Origin of the sequence: Enterobacter sp. K16B (assembly GCF_020216105.1) — a bacterium.
In the GTDB taxonomy this organism is placed as follows: Bacteria; Pseudomonadota; Gammaproteobacteria; order Enterobacterales; family Enterobacteriaceae; genus Enterobacter; species Enterobacter sichuanensis.
The window spans coordinates 1-15,493 of sequence record NZ_JAIWJZ010000034.1 but is presented as its reverse complement, the minus strand read 5'-3'; the positions used below and the strand labels follow the sequence as shown (position 1 = coordinate 15,493).

Annotated in this window: 16 protein-coding genes and 1 tRNA gene; 4 read left to right on the top strand and 13 right to left on the bottom strand. The window is 56.5% G+C overall.

Annotated elements, in window-relative coordinates:
• Positions 1–121 precede the first annotated feature (121 nt).
• A complete protein-coding gene (locus LDK53_RS08930) occupies positions 122–700 on the top strand; it encodes a hypothetical protein (RefSeq protein WP_225285559.1) in 579 nt (192 codons plus the stop codon).
• A 296-nt stretch (positions 701–996) separates the two neighbouring features.
• Here the strand turns inward: LDK53_RS08930 and LDK53_RS08925 are convergent.
• Positions 997–1,072: transfer RNA gene (locus tag LDK53_RS08925), tRNA-Ile, on the bottom strand.
• A 125-nt stretch (positions 1,073–1,197) separates the two neighbouring features.
• On the opposite strand from LDK53_RS08925, the gene mug reads away from it, so the two are divergent.
• A complete protein-coding gene (gene mug, locus LDK53_RS08920) occupies positions 1,198–1,704 on the top strand; it encodes a G/U mismatch-specific DNA glycosylase (protein WP_025758550.1) in 507 nt (168 codons plus the stop codon).
• A 100-nt stretch (positions 1,705–1,804) separates the two neighbouring features.
• On the opposite strand, the gene rpoD is transcribed toward mug, so the two are convergent.
• The 3 genes from rpoD to rpsU form a co-directional block, all read right to left on the bottom strand.
• Positions 1,805–3,652: an RNA polymerase sigma factor RpoD gene (rpoD, locus tag LDK53_RS08915; protein WP_025758549.1), complete on the bottom strand. Its 1,848-nt coding sequence runs from the start codon at positions 3,650–3,652 to the stop codon at positions 1,805–1,807.
• Between the two features lie 165 nt (positions 3,653–3,817).
• The gene (gene dnaG, locus LDK53_RS08910) at positions 3,818–5,563 is read right to left on the bottom strand and encodes a DNA primase (protein WP_225285556.1); all 1,746 of its coding nucleotides are present in this window, start codon (positions 5,561–5,563) and stop codon (positions 3,818–3,820) included.
• Positions 5,564–5,677: 114 nt separating this feature from the next.
• Positions 5,678–5,893 (bottom strand): 30S ribosomal protein S21, encoded by a 216-nt coding sequence (gene rpsU, locus LDK53_RS08905; RefSeq protein ID WP_001144069.1) that lies wholly within the window; start codon positions 5,891–5,893, stop codon positions 5,678–5,680.
• Between the two features lie 236 nt (positions 5,894–6,129).
• Between rpsU and tsaD the strand changes: the two genes are divergently transcribed.
• Positions 6,130–7,143: a tRNA (adenosine(37)-N6)-threonylcarbamoyltransferase complex transferase subunit TsaD gene (gene tsaD / locus LDK53_RS08900; RefSeq protein WP_025758545.1), complete on the top strand. Its 1,014-nt coding sequence runs from the start codon at positions 6,130–6,132 to the stop codon at positions 7,141–7,143.
• A gap of 18 nt (positions 7,144–7,161) precedes the next feature.
• Here tsaD and LDK53_RS08895 read toward each other — a convergent pair whose 3' ends face one another.
• Positions 7,162–7,845, bottom strand: a complete 684-nt coding sequence (locus LDK53_RS08895; RefSeq protein ID WP_225285554.1) for a LuxR C-terminal-related transcriptional regulator — start codon at positions 7,843–7,845, stop codon at positions 7,162–7,164.
• A 286-nt stretch (positions 7,846–8,131) separates the two neighbouring features.
• Between LDK53_RS08895 and LDK53_RS08890 the strand changes: the two genes are divergently transcribed.
• Positions 8,132–10,156: a S8 family serine peptidase gene (locus LDK53_RS08890; protein ID WP_225285552.1), complete on the top strand. Its 2,025-nt coding sequence runs from the start codon at positions 8,132–8,134 to the stop codon at positions 10,154–10,156.
• A gap of 37 nt (positions 10,157–10,193) precedes the next feature.
• On the opposite strand, the gene ureG is transcribed toward LDK53_RS08890, so the two are convergent.
• From ureG to LDK53_RS08850, 8 genes are all read right to left on the bottom strand, one after another.
• On the bottom strand, positions 10,194–10,811 hold the full coding sequence (gene ureG / locus LDK53_RS08885) for an urease accessory protein UreG (RefSeq protein WP_045285924.1): 618 nt from the start codon (positions 10,809–10,811) through the stop codon (positions 10,194–10,196).
• 9 nt (positions 10,812–10,820) lie between these two features.
• Complete coding sequence (locus LDK53_RS08880) at positions 10,821–11,495, bottom strand: urease accessory protein UreF (protein ID WP_225285550.1); 675 nt, start codon at positions 11,493–11,495, stop codon at positions 10,821–10,823.
• Entirely contained in the window at positions 11,495–12,034 is a 540-nt protein-coding gene (locus LDK53_RS08875; RefSeq protein ID WP_025758537.1) for a HupE/UreJ family protein, read from the bottom strand. The genes LDK53_RS08880 and LDK53_RS08875 overlap by 1 nt, the downstream gene beginning before the upstream one ends.
• A gap of 9 nt (positions 12,035–12,043) precedes the next feature.
• Positions 12,044–12,508, bottom strand: coding sequence for an urease accessory protein UreE (gene ureE, locus LDK53_RS08870; RefSeq protein WP_025758536.1), 465 nt, complete (start codon positions 12,506–12,508; stop codon positions 12,044–12,046).
• A gap of 9 nt (positions 12,509–12,517) precedes the next feature.
• Complete coding sequence (ureC, locus tag LDK53_RS08865) at positions 12,518–14,221, bottom strand: urease subunit alpha (protein WP_225285548.1); 1,704 nt, start codon at positions 14,219–14,221, stop codon at positions 12,518–12,520.
• Entirely contained in the window at positions 14,214–14,528 is a 315-nt protein-coding gene (locus LDK53_RS08860) for an urease subunit beta (protein ID WP_225285543.1), read from the bottom strand. The genes ureC and LDK53_RS08860 overlap by 8 nt, the downstream gene beginning before the upstream one ends.
• 10 nt (positions 14,529–14,538) lie before the next feature.
• Positions 14,539–14,841, bottom strand: a complete 303-nt coding sequence (locus LDK53_RS08855) for an urease subunit gamma (RefSeq protein WP_025758533.1) — start codon at positions 14,839–14,841, stop codon at positions 14,539–14,541.
• A 10-nt stretch (positions 14,842–14,851) separates the two neighbouring features.
• On the bottom strand, positions 14,852–15,493 hold a 642-nt coding region (locus LDK53_RS08850), incomplete at its 5' end, for an urease accessory protein UreD (protein ID WP_225285540.1).

Genomic DNA, 15,493 nt, shown 5'->3' with positions numbered 1-15,493 from the left:
GCGCCCGTGAGCTTTGGTTATTCTTTGTTCGGGTTCAGAACAATACGGATGAGATATGGATGCTAAATAGGTTGCATTAGGGATTCTCGATGGGATCTCCTCCATACCAAACACAGCTTACATGGGTGTTGTAAGAAGCTGGGAGGGAAGCGGGTTTGCTGGGGATAGCGGTAAACAAAGAAACCAGGCTGAGACGGAGCGTTTTTTCTATATGCTCAAGAGCCTGGGTAATGCTGAGTCACCATTACGCAGACTAATAACTATCGTTTTCACGTCGTTCTATCAGAAACTCAATGATGATGGTAAAGAGGCCGTAAACAATAAATTGGGTTACGGAGCCGGGAGCGTTGGTGGGCGAACAGCAGGGCAAATAGCTCTGGCACAGACAACCGCAAGTCTGATGTTGAACCGTCTGGCGATTGACCAGGCGTACAAGCATTTTATTCGGTTCAGCGCTTCAGCAGCGTTAAACGTAGTGATGTTTCAGGGAATCATCGAAGAGTCAGCCAGAGCGTCAAGACGGATGAAAGCTAAATATCCCTCTACATACGCCAGGGTGTCAAAAGAGAATCTGGATATGGTCTACTTTCTCGTTGAACAGCAGTTAGAGCCTTACCTGGTGTTCATTGAAGGACACCCTATTGATTGCAAAGGAATACAGAATGAAATTTGTAAAATCGTTAATGTCCCACGCAATTGAGGGAACCATCACCTTTCTGGCTGTGATTTTTGCTATGGGGTCATTCTTCTGGTTTGAAAGCACATGGATGAAGTTCGCCGGGTGTGTTGGTGCATTGATAGTCGGCTACTTGCTTTCATACGGAGCGGCAAAAATCAGAGGCGGATAATAAAAAAATCATGCACTACTATGCAGAATGCGGCCTGGCGGATGCCTGCAAAAAATAGTGAGGGGACAAAAAGGGGGCACCCGCAATTCCCTTAACAAAAAAGCCACTCATATGAGTGGCTTAATTATATGCTTTTAAAGCTAAAATTTGGTGGCCCCTGCTGGACTTGAACCAGCGACCAAGCGATTATGAGTCGCCTGCTCTAACCACTGAGCTAAGGGGCCGTGGCGGTGAATTATAAAGTAACTCCCCTCAGCAATCCAGCCATTCACACCTGCCTGCTGTTTTTATAAACAATGCATAATCAATCCTTTATACTTCCCTGACGATGTATTGAGCGGGAGTAACGATGATCAACGATATTCTGGCCCCTGGCCTGCGGGTGGTGTTCTGCGGCATTAACCCGGGCAAGTCCTCGGCGCACACCGGTTTTCACTTTGCCCATCCGGGAAATCGCTTCTGGAAGGTGATCTATCAGGCCGGGTTTACCGACAGGTTACTAAAGCCCGAAGAGGAACAGCACCTGCTGGATACGCGCTGCGGCATTACCATGCTGGTAGAGCGCCCGACGGTACAGGCGAGTGAAGTCAACCTGCATGAGTTGCGCAGTGGCGGCCGGGAGCTGATCAAGAAGATTGAAGATTATCAGCCCGCCGCGCTGGCGATCCTCGGTAAGCAGGCCTACGAGCAGGCGTTCAGCCAGCGTGGGGCACAGTGGGGCAAGCAGGCTATCACCATCGGCGTGACGCAGGTGTGGGTGCTGCCGAATCCGAGCGGGCTCAACAGGGCAACGCTGGACAAGCTGGTAGAGGCCTATCGGGAGCTGGATGAGGCGCTGATGGTGCGGGGGCTTTAATCCTCTGCGGCCTGATGCCCTTACCCTGACCCTCTCCCACAGGGAGAGGCAATAAACAAAAAAAAGCTCCCGATTGGGAGCTTTTTGCTGTTTACCTGGGTTAGTCGTCCAGGAAGCTACGCAGCACTTCAGAGCGGCTTGGGTGACGCAGCTTACGCAGCGCCTTCGCTTCGATCTGACGGATACGTTCGCGGGTTACGTCGAACTGTTTACCCACTTCTTCCAGCGTGTGGTCGGTGTTCATATCGATACCGAAACGCATACGCAGTACTTTCGCTTCACGGGCGGTCAGGCCGGCCAGCACGTCGTGCGTGGCGGCACGCAGGCTCTCGGTGGTGGCAGAGTCCAGCGGCAGCTCGAGGGTAGTATCCTCGATGAAATCCCCCAGATGCGAATCTTCATCGTCACCGATAGGCGTTTCCATGGAGATTGGCTCTTTGGCGATCTTCAGCACTTTACGGATCTTGTCTTCCGGCATCAGCATGCGCTCGGCCAGCTCTTCAGGCGTCGGCTCACGACCCATCTCCTGCAGCATCTGGCGGGAAATACGGTTGAGCTTGTTGATGGTCTCAATCATATGCACCGGAATACGGATGGTGCGCGCCTGATCCGCGATAGAGCGGGTGATAGCCTGACGGATCCACCAGGTTGCGTAGGTGGAGAACTTGTAACCACGACGGTATTCGAACTTATCTACCGCTTTCATCAGACCGATGTTGCCTTCCTGAATCAGATCCAGGAACTGCAGACCACGGTTGGTGTATTTCTTGGCGATAGAGATAACCAGACGTAAGTTCGCTTCAACCATCTCTTTCTTCGCACGGCGGGCTTTCGCTTCACCGATGGACATACGACGGTTGATGTCTTTAACCTGCTCGATGGTCAGGCCTGTCTCTTCTTCAATCTGCTGCAGTTTCTGCAGGCCGCGATACACGTCTTCTTTCACGTCGTGCAGTTTTTCAGACCACGGCTTGTTCATCGCGATAGCTGCGTTGAACCAGGTTTCGCTGGTTTCGTTGCCGGTGAAGAGGGTGATGAAGTTCTTCTTCGGCATTTTGCACTGCTCAACGCACAGCTTCATGATGATGCGTTCCTGGGTACGTACGCGATCCATCATCACGCGCATGCTGTTCACCAGGTAGTCGAACTGTTTTGGCACCAGGCGGAACTGTTTGAACACTTCAGACAGTTTCAGGATCTCTTCCTGAGCGGCGGCATGGCTGCGGCCTTTCGCTTTGATGGTGTCACGCGTCACTTCGTACTGAGTACGCAGCTCGGCAAATTTCTCACGTGCCAGTTCCGGGTCGATGCTGTTGTCATCATCCGCGGTGTCGTCGTCGCTCTCTTCCTCATCTTCGTCTTCGTCATCATCCATCTCTTCCTGAGACAGTTCAGAACCGACGTGAGTGGCGGTTGGTGCCATATCTTCTTCAGCGTTCGGGTCGACAAAACCGGTGATCAGGTCAGACAGGCGCGCTTCTTCCGCTTCAACGCGATCGTACTGCTCCAGCAGATAGGTGATCGCTTCCGGGTACTCAGCTACAGAGCACTGAACCTGGTTGATCCCGTCTTCGATGCGTTTTGCGATGTCAATTTCGCCTTCGCGGGTCAACAGTTCAACGGTACCCATTTCGCGCATGTACATGCGGACCGGGTCAGTCGTACGCCCGATTTCAGATTCCACGCTGGACAGTACCTGTGCAGCAGCTTCTTCCGCATCTTCGTCAGTGTTGTTGGAGGTTTCAGCCAGCAACAGATCATCGGCATCCGGTGCTTCTTCCATCACCTGAATGCCCATGTCATTGATCATTTGGATGATATCTTCGATTTGATCTGAATCGACGATATCTTCCGGCAGATGGTCATTGACCTCGGCATAGGTCAGATAGCCTTGCTCCTTACCACGTTGGACAAGAAGTTTCAGCTGTGACTGCGGGTTTTGCTCCATAAGACGGTATCCACACTTAATTCGTTTGATTGGTGTCGGCGATGGGGCTGCCAACCTTTAAAGCGAGGGCGTACTTATATTTTTGCCGCTGCCTCTCAGTGCGGCTGCCGGGGGCTTCCCGATCGATATTCGGCACTTAAGCCGTTAAATACTTTTGTCTTTGACTTATTTCTTCGCCAGTTCCTGGTTAATCATCCAGAGCTCCCGGCGTTCTTCGCTGCTCAAACCGTGTGTGCGCTCGCGAGCAATCAACTCTTCCTGGCGCAGCTCAAGCATCGAATCAAACATATGGTTGAGTGAGTCGGTGAACGTTTTTTCTGCAATGTCCTTATCAGCTATATCGTCCCACATCGACAATTTTTCAAGGGTAGCGGCCTCTTTTGTACCGCGATAATGCTCTAAAAGTTGTCCGGTGGTCAGACCTGGCTGAGCCAAACAAGTGTTGACCAGTTCTGAAAATAAGCCAAGTCCGGGCAATTTTTCGTGGTCCAAACCCGCCAGCGACGGCACCTGCGGCGCAAGCTCGGGGTTTTGAACCAGCAACCCTATCAGTATACGCATGGTTGTGCGTTTTAGCTGAGGCGCGGCGCGAACCGTGCCGTTTTCAGCCTGTTTAGGCATTAAACGTTCAAGCTGGCTGTCATCCAGAATGCCGAGCTTGTTGCCTAACTCCTGACGCAGATAGATACGCAGCGTTTCGCCTGGCACCTGGCTGATTAACGGCAGCGCCAGCGTACTGAGCTGCGCGCGCCCGTCAGGGGTACTCAAATCGACCTGCGGCATCAGGCTGTTAAACAGAAACGTGGAGAGCGGCTGAGCCTGCTCCATCCGCGCTTCAAACGCCGCTTTGCCCTCTTTACGCACCAGCGTATCCGGGTCTTCACCGTCAGGCAGAAACATAAAGCGCAACTGACGACCGTCGGTCATGTAGGGTAGCGCGGTTTCCAGCGCGCGCCAGGCGGCGTCGCGTCCTGCGCGGTCACCGTCGTAACAACAAATCACGTTGTTGGTCACGCGGAACAGCAGCTGGATATGATCCGCCGTCGTGGACGTTCCTAACGACGCTACCGCGTAGTTAATGTCGTACTGCGCCAGCGCAACAACGTCCATATACCCTTCGACGACCAGAAGACGCGGAGGTTCCGCATTGTTCTGTTGCGCCTCATAAAGGCCATACAGTTGGCGGCCCTTATGGAAAATATCGGTTTCCGGGGAGTTGAGGTACTTCGGCAGGGCATCACCCAGCACGCGACCACCAAAACCAATCACCCGGCCACGCTTGTCGCGGATCGGGAACATCACCCGTTCACGGAAGCGGTCGTAGCTACGTCCCTGGTCGTTGGTGACCAGCATGCCTGCATCGATAAGAGACTTACGATCTTCGCTATTGCCGCCAAAACGCTTTAACACGTTGTCCCAGCCGGGCGGGGCGTAACCAATAGCGAAACGCGCAATGACCTCATCGCTCAGTCCGCGCTTGTTCAGATACTGACGCGCAGGCTCAGCCGCAGAGTGCTTAAGAGACTGTTGGTAAAACGAATTCAGGCCATCCATCAGTTGATACAGCGTTTGCCGTTGATGGCGCTCGATCTGACTTGGGCCACTGCCTGCTTCATACGGCACTTCAAGGTTATGCATCGCCGCCAGCTCTTCGACGGTTTCAACGAACTCGAGCTTGTCGTAGTTCATTAAAAAATCAACGGCATTACCGTGAGCACCACAGCCGAAGCAATGGTAAAACTGCTTTTCACCGTTTACGGTGAAGGAGGGGGTTTTTTCGTTATGGAACGGACAGCACGCATGGTAATTCTTGCCCTGCTTTTTCAGCTTTACCCGCGCGTCGATGAGATCGACGATGTCGGTTCTGGCGAGCAGGTCATTGATGAAAACGCGTGGGATTCTTCCGGCCATATGCCCCAAAATTTAAGCGACTTATAAACGAAAACAAGCCGCGCATTCCTTCCGGAAGCACGGCCTTACGACTATTACTCTGTCTGTCAATTGAGGGCGTTGGCCCTCAATCAATTAGTACAGACGAGTACGGCGTGCGTTTTCGCGAGCCAGTTTCTTCGCGTGACGTTTCACAGCGGAAGCTTTAGCGCGCTTACGTTCGGTCGTTGGTTTTTCATAAAACTCACGACGACGAACTTCAGCCAGAACACCTGCTTTCTCGCATGAACGTTTGAAGCGACGCAGTGCTACGTCGAACGGCTCGTTTTCACGTACTTTAATTACCGGCATGTAACTCTCACCTTTAATAAATTCGGTTTGCCGCTGGCATCAGCGCCAGCTTATTTCAAAATGGTGCGGAATTTTACTGCAAATGCTGCTGCTTTGTAAAGCACCGAAGCGATTTTGAAAGGGACTTTTATAAGGGGGAAGAGTATACACGAGCGGATGTCCTGGGGCGAACAAAGTTTTACATCAACCCGCATTCGCCCTACACTGCGCGGTATTGAAGCGAGGTAAAACAAGTCATGCGTGTACTGGGTATTGAAACATCCTGCGATGAAACCGGCATCGCCATTTACGACGACGAAAAAGGGCTTCTGGCCAACCAACTGTATAGTCAGGTGAAATTGCACGCTGACTACGGCGGCGTCGTGCCTGAACTGGCCTCTCGTGACCACGTGCGTAAAACGGTTCCCCTGATTCAGGCGGCGTTGAAAGAGGCCGGGTTGCGTTCAAACGATATTGATGCCGTGGCCTATACCGCAGGCCCGGGGCTGGTTGGCGCGCTGCTGGTTGGCGCCACGGTGGGACGTTCGCTGGCGTTCGCGTGGGATGTGCCGGCCATTCCGGTTCACCATATGGAAGGGCATCTTCTGGCACCGATGCTGGAAGAGAATCCGCCTGAGTTTCCGTTTGTGGCGCTGCTGGTCTCAGGTGGGCATACCCAGCTGATCAGCGTGACGGGCATTGGCAAGTATGAACTGTTGGGCGAGTCGATCGACGACGCCGCCGGTGAAGCGTTCGACAAAACCGCCAAACTGCTGGGGCTGGATTACCCGGGCGGCCCGATGCTGTCCAGAATGGCGTCACAGGGAACGGAAGGGCGCTTTGTCTTCCCGCGCCCGATGACCGACCGGCCAGGGCTGGATTTCAGCTTCTCCGGGCTGAAAACCTTCGCGGCCAACACTATCCGCAATAATGATGACAGCGAGCAGACCCGGGCCGATATTGCCCGCGCGTTCGAAGATGCGGTGGTCGATACGCTGATGATCAAGTGCAAGCGCGCGCTGGATCAGACCGGCTTTAAGCGTCTGGTGATGGCCGGTGGCGTCAGCGCCAACCGCACGCTGCGCGCGAAGCTGGCCGAGATGATGCAAAAACGTCGCGGGGAAGTGTTCTATGCGCGTCCGGAATTCTGTACCGATAACGGGGCGATGATCGCCTACGCCGGGATGGTGCGTCTGAACGCGGGGGCGACCGCCGATCTCAGCGTCTCCGTACGTCCGCGCTGGCCGCTGGCGGAACTGCCCGAGGCCTGAAGGCGCTAAACCCGGATGTCAGATGGCGATATCAAACATCCGGGTTGTGGTGAGCAGACAATAAAGATGGCAGTCGCTGGCGACATGTAATTTCTCCATCGCCCGAAGTTTGTGTGCGCTGACGGTTTTGATGCTCAGATGCATCTGCCTCGCGATTGCCACCAGCGGTAACCCTCTGCACAGCAGGCGCAGCACATCCATCTCACGCGGCGACAGCTCGTCTGCGCTCTGCTTTCCTGACTGGAAAAAGGCGTTCATTGTTGAGCGCTCAATATACATCTCCCCGCCAGCCACGGTAACCAGGGCCTGAATGAGCCGCTTTTCACTGACATTGCGGGTAATGTAGCCGTGGGCGCCCGCTTTCAGCGCCGCGCGAATCAGCTGTGGGTTGCTGTAGGGGGAAACCATAATAACCTTCAGCAGCGGATATTGACGGGTGATCCACTTCAGCAGCGCCAGACCGTCCACTCCGCAAGCAGGATGTGGCCCCTGCGATGTGCGCAGGTGGTAGCCCAGCAGCAAAATGTCAGGCGTTTCTTGCGCGAGCATCTCCACCAGGGCTGATGTTGCATCCGCTTCCCCCGCCAAAGTAAAGGAAAGCGAGTGAAGACTCAGATTAGTTGCCAGCTGATCCACAATAATGGCGTACACTCCCCGCCGAAAAATAGGATTTTCATCAGCAATGGCAAATTTGACGGTCACGGAGGTTCCTCTTGCGTTATACGCGTATATGTCCTGGTTGAAATTATTTTACCTGAGAGATGGTTTTATCTGTAAAACATGCAGGAAGATATTTTTATTGCCATTATTTGTTTTTAAGTATTTTTGTTTGCATGACTGGTTGACTTATTTCATCTCTTTTTTGTGACGCTTTGTAAAGAAAATTCTCAGCGTTAAATAGAGGGTTCTCATTGTTCCGTGATGAGCATTAATACAGTTTGAATAAAGCAATTAAGCGTATACATGTCATAAAGGAACAATGGCTCAAATGAAAAAAAGTATTCTCTCACTGTTAATTTGCGCAGCAGTAACCAGCTCTGCGTATGCTGAAGCAGCGACAAAGGTAGAGTTCGCTCAGGAGGGCGTCACGTATACGGCTATCGTCGTAAAACTTAAGCCCGGCAAGCCCCTGCTGAAAGCTACAAACACCGCCACCACGACGGTGCCAGATGAGCTCACGCTCGGCGACCCCTCTTTAGTGGCGAATAAAATGTTTCGCTCCAATAAACTTCGTAGCACCCAGTCAGATGAATTAACTAAACTGGATGCTACCTACGGGTTTGATCGCTATATGCGGATAGATATTCCTGAAAACAAAAGTCAGGATAAAGCCTTTATTAACCACGCGATTGCCGAGCTGGAACAAAATCCAAAAGTTGAATTAGTGTATGCGGAAGCCATGCCGGTTTCGCTGGATGAATATCAGCATGATAATACCACGCCGCCGCTTTTACGCCAGTCCGCCGGAAATGCGACGCTGACCGCCACTGCCGTTCCTGATTTCCGTAACCTGCAGGATTATTTAAAATCCTCTGCGGAAAAACGTCCGGGTTATTATATGGGTGGGGTTAACCGCGACGGCGTTAGCGGTTATGCCGGTAGCGATGGGACTGGCGTTACCATTATCTCCACCGAAAACTGCGCCTGGAACACCAGCCACGTTAACTTACCGGCGATGGCCCTGAGCCAGGGCGACCGCACCTGGAAACCCGGCTGTGGCGATCATGACTCCTCTTCCGTGGGGATTATGGCAGGGAAAGATATCGGCAGCGGTATTCGCGGCTTTGCCTGGAACAGTAAGGTGGGTTATGCCGCCTGGCAGACGAACAATCTCTATAACATGATCCCCCTGCTGAAAGCGGGCGACGTGGTGCAGGTGGGTATGCAGGCCGAAAGCGCCAAACCTGCTGGCTGCACGAAAGAGTGTTATAACCCGTGGGAGGCGCAGCCAGCCTTCTTTGATATCACTAAGGCGCTGACCGATAAAGGGGTATATGTCATCGCTGCCGCAGGTAACGGTGGCCTCAGCCTTGACGATCCGGCTTACAACGGCAAATTTGATCTGTCAGTGAAGGATTCCGGCGCGATTATTGTTGGCGCAATGTGTGCGAGTGATGGCAAAAAAGCGTACTTCAGCAGCTATGGCTCACGTGTGACCAGCGCGGCGTGGGGCTGCTGGGACGTGGTGACCACCGGCAGTGGCGATTTGTACAGAGACGGCGTCAATAACTACACCCGTTCATTTGCCGGTACGTCCTCCGCTAACCCCATCATTGCAGGTGTGGTGGCGAGCCTGTCAGGGATTGCAAAAGCGCACGGGATTACCGTTACGCCGAAGCAGATGCGTCAGATTCTGCAGGAAACCGGGACGCCGCTGGCAAACGGGGATTCGGCCAGGATTGGCACCTTCCCGGATATGGAGCGTGCGGTTGCCCGTATTATGGCGCTGAAAGACGGCGGCACGCCTGCCGCTCCGGCGCCAACTGCCGCCGCGGGAGCGGATTATACGATGGTCTCCCCGACGACTGGCGTAAGTACCTATCCGCTCGACGGCAGCAAGAGCCTGAATGCCACATCCTTTAACTGGAGCGTGACGAAAGGGGCGGAAACCTTCTCGCTGGAAGAAAAACTGAACGGCACGCTGGTCAAGAGTGTGGATAGCGCGCATGCCTATGCCGTCATTCCTGCCAACAGCGAGGGAGAGGCGACCTACACCCTGACCACCACCGGCGCGGATGGGCGTACCGCGACCGACAGCATGACCATTAAGGTCAGTAAGCCAGTGGTGCCGCCGAAGGACGATACGCCAGCGAAAGATGACACACCGGTAAAACCTGCGGCGCCGGCCTACAACGCCAAAATTGCCTATCCAACCAAATGCACCAAAGTCTCGTACGACGGTAAAATCTGGTTTAACCAGTGGTATGTCAACCCGGGCCAGGAAACGCCGGGAACCGGCGGCCAGTGGGGCGCATGGCGAGAACAGGGAAGTGCTGGAAACAGCTGTAAATAACGCGTGAAGCCTGGCCTCCTGCCAGGCTTTTTCCGCATTACACTTTCAACATCCCTTTCTCTTCCAGAAACGCAACGATCGTCGCCAGACCGTCACCCGCTTTCAGGTTGGTAAAGGTCCACGGACGTTCGCCGCGCATGCGGTTGGTGTCACGCTCCATCACCTCCAGCGAAGCCCCCACGTACGGCGCGAGATCGGTTTTGTTGATCACCAGAAAATCGGATTTGGTGATCCCCGGCCCGCCCTTGCGGGGGATCTTCTCACCTTCGGCTACGTCGATGACGTAGATCGTCAGGTCAGCCAGCTCGGGGCTGAAGGTCGCGCTCAGGTTGTCGCCGCCGCTTTCAACGAAGATCAGATCCAGATTGCCGAATTTTTCGCTCAGCGCTTCAACGGCTGCCAGGTTCATCGAAGCATCTTCGCGGATGGCGGTGTGCGGACAGCCGCCAGTCTCCACGCCGACGATGCGTTCCGGCTCAAGGGCGCCTGCTTCGGTCAGGATGCGCTGATCCTCTTTGGTGTAGATATCATTCGTCACCACCGCCAGGTGATACGTGTCGCGCATCGCCTTGCAGAGTGCTTCCAGCAGCGCGGTTTTGCCCGACCCCACCGGGCCGCCCACGCCCACGCGCAGGGGATGTTTGTAATCAGCCATATTGCTTCCTCAGGAACGGAAAAGTCGTGAATATTGTGTTTCGTGGCGGGCAGAAGCGATGGCGGAAAGCGGCGTTGCCGCCCCCAGCTCGTCGTCGCCACGTAAAAAAGCCTGTTCAAGCCCGGCCGCAAAATGGTCGCTCAGCGCAATGATCAGCTGCTGCGCGGCCTGTTGTCCAAACGGCACCAGCTTGACGCCCGCCATTACCGCGCTCTCAATCCAGCTATAGCCGAGACTCAGGGCCAGCTCGCGCACGCCAATGCCCCAGCGTACGCCGAGCCACGCCATGCCGCAGAGCTGGCTCTGCATAAACAGCGTCTGCCACCGGGCCGGGCAGTCCGGCTCCCAGCTTTTAATGAGACGCGTAAAGGCTGCACCGCGATTGCGCTCTTCTTCCCGCAGTTCACGGGTTTCCCGGCAGGCGAGAAGGTAAGCCGTCCAGCATTTTGCTGTCGCAAGGTCGCCTTGTTCACAGGCCCGGTACAGCCGGACAAACAGCGGCAGGTCAACGCAGAAAAAGCTCTGCTCCATCTGCTGCGTTTGCCAGCGTTTAAAGGCGTCGGCATCCGTGATCCAGCCTGCTTCCACGGCCCACTCCAGCCCCTGCGACCAGGTAAATGACCCGACCGGCAGGCTGCTGCTGGCGAGCTGCATCAGGCGCAGCCACTGGCGGGAATGCTCCATCAGCTCATCAGCGCCAGCAGGGCAGAGACGATCAGCCCGCCGCCGAAGGTTTTGCGCAGACCGTCGTGTCGGCGCAGCAGCAAGCCTGCGGCGAAACTGGCGCACAGTACGGTCGCGCTGGCGAACATAAACCCGCTGGTGAAGAGCCAGAAGCTATGGCCGGACATCTCCACGCCGTGCGCCCAGCCGTGGAACATCGCCAGGGCTGGCACCGCCAGCAGCAGGCGGTTTTCGGTTTTAAACATCATCACGCCGCAGACCGCCAGCGAGGCGATAATCAGCATCTCCATGCCGCTAAATCCGCCGAGCAGGCTGCCCGCCACGGCGCCGACAAGCATCATCCCGAGGGTGGCAAATGGCAGCAGCAGTTTGCGGCCGCTCAGTGCCGAAAGCACGCCGGCGCCCGTCAGCATCAACAGATGATCGAGCCCGGTCAGCGGGTGGAAGAAACCAGCCTGAAAGCTGTCGGCGCCGTGGCCAGGATGGGCGAGCGCGGGAACTGAAAAGGCCAGCAGTAACAGGGGAAGTAACGTGCGCATGAGTAATCCTTAGTGTGAATGGGCGTGAGAGTGGCTATGGCTGTGGGCATCGCTGGCATACGCGCCCGCTTCCGGTTCAAACGGCAGCGTGGCGTACGTCACCTCCAGCCCGAACTGGCGCAGCATGTCGTCGAGAACATGATCGTGGTGATAGCGCAGCTCGCCGGGCATCACCTGGAGCGGCACGTGGCGGTTGCCCAGGTGGTAGCAGGCGCGGGCGAGCAGGAACGGGTCGGCGCAGCGCACCACGGAGACGGACTCCGGGGCGGCGATCACTTCGATCACCTCGCTGCCGTCGTCGTTGCTGAGCAGGTCGCCGCCGCGCAGCAGTAAACCGCGCGGCAACATCAGCCCGGCTTCGCGGCCGTCGTTCAGCGCCACGCGGGCGCGGCTTTTCACCCGCACGTCAATTGGCAGCGTGACGCTGGCGGTAATCGGGTGCGCATGGTCCAGGCGTTGGGTTAAATAGATCATCATCACTCCTCAAAACAGGAAATAGCGTTGCGCCATCGGCAGAACCTCAGCCGGTTCGCTGGTAATCAGTTCACCGTCAACGCGCACTTCATAGGTTTGCGAATCGACGGTGATATTTGGCTGCAGACCGTTGTGGATCATGTCCGCCTTTTTCACCGTCCGGCAGCCTTTCACCACCGCGGTGGCGCTCTGCAGGTTGAGCTGCTGTGGGATGCCCAGCGCGTCAGCGGCTTGCGAGACAAACGTCAGCCGCGTGGCCTGGCGCGCGGCACCCAGCGCACCAAACATCGGGCGATAATGGACCGGTTGCGGGGTGGGTATGGAGGCGTTGATATCGCCCATCGGCGCGCAGGCGATCATTCCGCCCTTGACGATGGTGGCGGGTTTTACGCCGAAGAACGCCGGGGACCAGACCACTAAATCGGCCAGCTTGCCCGCCTCAATCGAACCCACCTCATGGGCGATACCGTGGGTCAGAGCCGGGTTAATGGTGTATTTGGCGACATAGCGCTTCACGCGGAAGTTGTCGTTATCGCCGCTTTCTTCCGGCAGGGCGCCGCGCTGGACCTTCATGCGGTGCGCCACCTGCCAGGTGCGGATAATCACTTCTCCCACGCGGCCCATGGCCTGAGAGTCTGACGAGGTGAGAGAAAACGCGCCGATATCGTGCAGCACGTCTTCGGCGGCGATGGTCTCCCGGCGAATGCGCGACTCGGCAAAGGCGACATCCTCGGCGATATCCGGATCGAGGTGGTGACAAACCATCAGCATGTCGAGATGCTCGTCGATGGTATTCACCGTGTAGGGCAGCGTCGGGTTGGTGGAGGAGGGCAGAATATTCGGGTGCGCGCAGGCGGTGATAATATCCGGCGCATGGCCGCCACCTGCCCCTTCGGTGTGGAAGGTGTGGATAGTTCGCCCGCCAATGGCGGCCAGCGTGTCTTCCACAAAGCCGGACTCGTTCAGCGTGTCGCTGTGCAGCGCCACCTGAATATCCATCTCTTCTGCCACCTCAAGCGAGCAGTTGATCGCCGCAGGCGTCGCGCCCCAGTCCTCGTGGATCTTAAGCCCAATGGCGCCGGCTGCGATTTGCTCTCGCAGCGCGTCGGGGTTTGAGCCGTTGCCCTTGCCGAGCAGACCGATGTTTACCGGCAGAGTATCCGCAGCCTGCAGCATGCGGGCGATATACCACGGGCCGGGCGTGCAGGTGGTGGCGTTGGTGCCCGCCGCGGGCCCGGTGCCGCCGCCGATCATGGTGGTGACGCCGGAGACCAGCGCCTCTTCCGCCTGCTGCGGACAGATCCAGTGGATGTGAGTGTCGATCCCGCCGGCGGTGACGATCTTCCCTTCGGCAGCGATCACTTCCGTCGCGGCGCCAATCGGGATCGTGACGCCGGGCTGAATGTCCGGGTTGCCAGCTTTGCCGACGGCAAAGATCCGCCCGTTCTTCACGCCGATGTCGGCTTTCACGATCCCCCAGTGATCGACAATCAGCGCGTTGGTCAGCACCAGATCCACGCAGTCGTCTGCGGTCATCTGCCCCTGGCCCATGCCGTCGCGGATCACCTTCCCGCCGCCGAACTTGACCTCTTCACCGTAGACGGTGAGATCGTCTTCCACTTCAATCCACAGCTCGCTGTCGGCCAGCCGAACTTTATCGCCGGTGGTAGGGCCGAACATATCGGCGTAAGCCTGGCGCGAAATCTCAGCCATTTTTCACCTCTCCCATTACCTCACCGCGAAAACCGACTATGCGCTGCGCGCCCGTCACCTGCACCAGCGTCACTTCGCGCTTCTGGCCGGGCTCGAAGCGCACGGCGGTACCTGCCGGTATATTCAGCCGGTAGCCTTTAGTGGCTTCCCGGTCAAACTTCAGCGCCGGGTTGACCTCGTAAAAGTGGTAGTGCGACCCGACCTGGATCGGCCTGTCGCCGTGGTTTTCGACGATGACACGCCGGGAGTCTCGCCCGACGTTGAGGGCGATAGTACCGGGCTTGATCTGGTATTCACCTGGGATCATCACGCGCTCCTTAGACGATCGGGTTATGGACGGTGACGAGCTTGGATCCGTCCGGGAAGGTGGCTTCCACCTGAATATCCGGGATCATCTCCGGTACGCCCTCCATCACCTGGTCACGTCTCAGAACGTGGCGGCCCGCCTCCATCAGTGCGGCGACGGTTTCGCCATCGCGCGCGCCTTCCATAATGAAGGCGCTGATCAGCGCGACCGATTCCGGGTAATTGAGCTTTACTCCGCGCGCGAGGCGGCGTTCGGCAACCAGCGCGGCGGTGAACAGCAACAGCTTGTCTTTTTCTCTGGGGGTCAGTTCCATAACGTTTCTCTTATGTCTGCCAGATACGCGGCGAACAGGCGGTTTTGGTGGTGAGAAGCGGGCGAAGCGACTGCCAGATGTCGCGCATCACCCGCTGGCAAATCAGGTTGTCGTGGGAGAGAAAACGCACCGACATGAGATCGTCCGTGAGCGTGGCGCCCGCAAACGTATCCAGTGGGGCGAGCAGCACCCGCGCCGCGTCGAGATGTTCTTCTCTGGCCGGATAGAACAGCAGCGTGCCGAGCCACGGTTGCCCGGCAACGGGCGTGAGATCGCCGTTGCTGAGATGCTGACGCTCAATCAGGCGCGGTTCGTCGTCGACCCACACCTCAAGGCGGCTCTCCAGCGTGCCGTGGCTAAAGGTCTCACCGATTACCGGACGCCCCAGGCAGTACAACTCCCACGCCAGCAGCGTACTGGAGGCCTTCAGATGGAAGACGGAACGCAGCGCGGCATTGGCGCCGGGAAAGATAATGGTGTCCTGCGGCAGCCACTCCAGCGTGGAGCCATCATCGAGATAAAAGTGCTGATTCAGGCAGGCCTGTGGGCCGCTGCTGCGATAGAACTTGCTGGCGCCGGGCATGGTGATGAGCGCGTGGCTGTTGGCGTCCAGCCGCACAGAAATATCCAGCGTATCACCGCCCACAACGCC